This window comes from Candidatus Zixiibacteriota bacterium, assembly GCA_040752815.1.
Taxonomy (GTDB): Bacteria; Zixibacteria; MSB-5A5; order GN15; family FEB-12; genus JAGGTI01.
This window is the reverse complement of the sequence record JBFMGC010000109.1, coordinates 1-2,521: the sequence shown is the minus strand read 5'-3', so window position 1 is coordinate 2,521 and position 2,521 is coordinate 1. Positions and strand designations below refer to the sequence as shown.

The following is a 2,521-nucleotide window of genomic DNA, read 5'->3' as shown; positions in this document are numbered from 1 at the left end:
ACTCACCATTTCATTTCCGGCACAGCATACGCCGTTTCGGCCATTTCCTCAAGTCGGCTACGGCTCCAACCAGGGCCTCGGACAAAGTCCTCGGCCGCTATCAGCTTTCAGCCTTCAGCTCTCAGCCCGGCCCTGACTTCAGTACGGCTGAAGGCTGATGGCTGACGGCTGATAGCGGGTCCCGGCGACTTTGCCGGGACTCTGCGGCTCCAACCCACGGCCGACTTGTTATCTTTTCGTTTTGCAGTCCCGTTTATCGCATCCTGAAAATCTGGGCTTGGGTCCCTGAGATTACGTATGTGTGGTTGACCAACGGGACCACGACGAAGGGATTCCAGTCTTCGCCTGTTTCACCCAACAGAACTGGACTGGCCGGATTCCAGAGGTCTACCGTCTGAAGAGATACCCCACCCGTCGCGTAATAGGCATATGCGCCGCTGACGGCCACGTCGACTGGGGTCCGCGAGAACGGCGCGTCGGCCAAGAACACCGGGTTTTCCGGGTCCGAATGGTCGTAGATCTTGCCTTTGATACTCGTGGCCACGTGAAGATACGATCCCCACGGTTTCACCGTTTCAATGGTCCCTCCGCCCATACTCGCGGCAGGGATGTTTTTGACGAGTGTCGGCAAACCTGGCCGGCCGATCCACACGATGTAGACTCCGTTGGTGCCGTCGGTGACATAGGCGTACGGCCCATTGATCGCGACATCGGCGTCGTGCAGTTCGTCGGAGGTTGACGCGGCAGAGAGTGCGACGTCGCCGCCCACTTGCGAAAATGTCCTGACGTCGATCACTTTGAAAACCACGGGATACGGGGCGGTCGTGGACGCGCAGTACGCATAAAGGTATGGCCATCGTGCGGCCATCTTGTAAATCGACGTCGCTGCTGGGGCGTAGGTGCCGGCCAGGGCAAATGTGCCGGTTTCCAATTGCCGATAAGTGGACACACCGCCGTTGAATCCTTTGGCGACGTGGACAAGACCTGCATCAGGAACTATCTTCGCCATCTGCCCGCCCACGTTGATGTTACCGAGCTCGGCCGGAGATGCGGGGTTGTTGATATCCACAGCGACCAGCCTGCCGCTGCGGTTCCCATACAGGACGTTTCCGGAGACCGCTCCAGGCGAGTAACTGTAGGATGTGCTGAATTCCCCGAAAGTCCCCTCAGTGCGGGGATCGATTGGAAGAGTCAGCCGAACCGCCGACAACGCCCACAGTCTGGGGACGAACAAGTAGTTGCCCGCAACCGCGACCCTCGAAGAGTGCATGTCCGCAAACGGGTTGCTGGAAGCCGTGAACGTACCGACCCGCCTTGGAAAGGACGGGTCCCTGAGAGCCAAGATATCCACGCTCTGCTTGTTGGTGGCCTGGTCCGTGGAAGACAAGAAGACGTAGCCTCCAGCCAGCATCGGAAGTTTGCCATCATACAAACCGGCCGCGGCGCCCAGGGCAACTACCGAAGCGGTGTTTGACACGTCGTACACGGCGACACGTTCGGGAGTCGAAACAACCGCGTGCTTTCCCGAGACCGCAACACCCTGGTTCACGCCGCCCGGAGCCGCGTCAAAGGTGGCGCACGACGCGGGAGCGGTCGGAACGGTGACGTCGTAAATCCAGTTTTTGGCGTAGGTGTGTGCAGACACGAAAAGCCGGTCGCCTTGAACGGCGACGTCGCCGGGGGCCTCATTCGAGGAAGTGCAATCGATTTTGGTTTGGAGGGCACCGCAGTAACCCGGTTTTGACAGGCCAGTCGATCCGCAGACTCCGTTGCTGATCGAAAAGATCTGAATCCTCCCGTCGAAACCCGATGAAGTGTCCCACTCGACGACATAGATGTAGTCGTCTTTCATCTCCATCGACTTGTACAATCCCGCGGTGGGGTGGGTCGTGTCGATAACCGCCATCGAATCTATCTCGTATCGGCTTGCGTTGTCAGGCGCCGTCGCCCAGTCGGGCGAGACCGTCAACGTTGTCGCGTCGTTGGACGAAATCGTCCGGCTCTGACCTGCTCCGGTGCCGCCGCTGATCTTGACGGTCCTGCCAACGTACCTGTTGACCGTCCACGCGGCGCCGCCATCCACGAGGGTGCTGGCGGTTCCGCCGGTTGAGCTGCCCGGGTACGTGAGCTCAACGGTCCTGAGTCCGGTGTTGCCGTCAACGACATAGGCGTAGCGGTCGCGTACCCTCACGTTCCACGCACAAGTCATGGCGGCCGCAACGGTCTGCTGTGTGACGGACATCGCGTCAGGGTTCGAAATATCCACTACGGCCAGTCCCCCGGTCCCCGCGCAGTTTCCGAACGTGACGTATGCGCGATCGCCGCGGATTTCGATCGCTCTCCCCCAAGTCGGAAGGGCGACCTCGGACGCCAGCCAGGGGACGATTTCGTCCGGCTGCACCCTGATCCCCGCGACGATCGGCCCCTCGTGGGGTTGGGGCATGACCTTGTCGTATGCGGCCACGGTGACGTAGAAGGCTGTCCCGTTTTGAAGGCCGGTCAACTTGAACCGGCAGTTGCC

The 2,521-nt window shown here is 60.3% G+C and carries 1 protein-coding gene; it reads right to left on the bottom strand.

The genetic code is table 11. From position 1 onward, the window contains the following. Window positions 1-253 precede the first annotated feature (253 nt). The coding region (locus AB1772_13335; GenBank protein ID MEW5797322.1) for a hypothetical protein at window positions 254-2,521 on the bottom strand (2,268 nt) is incomplete at its 5' end.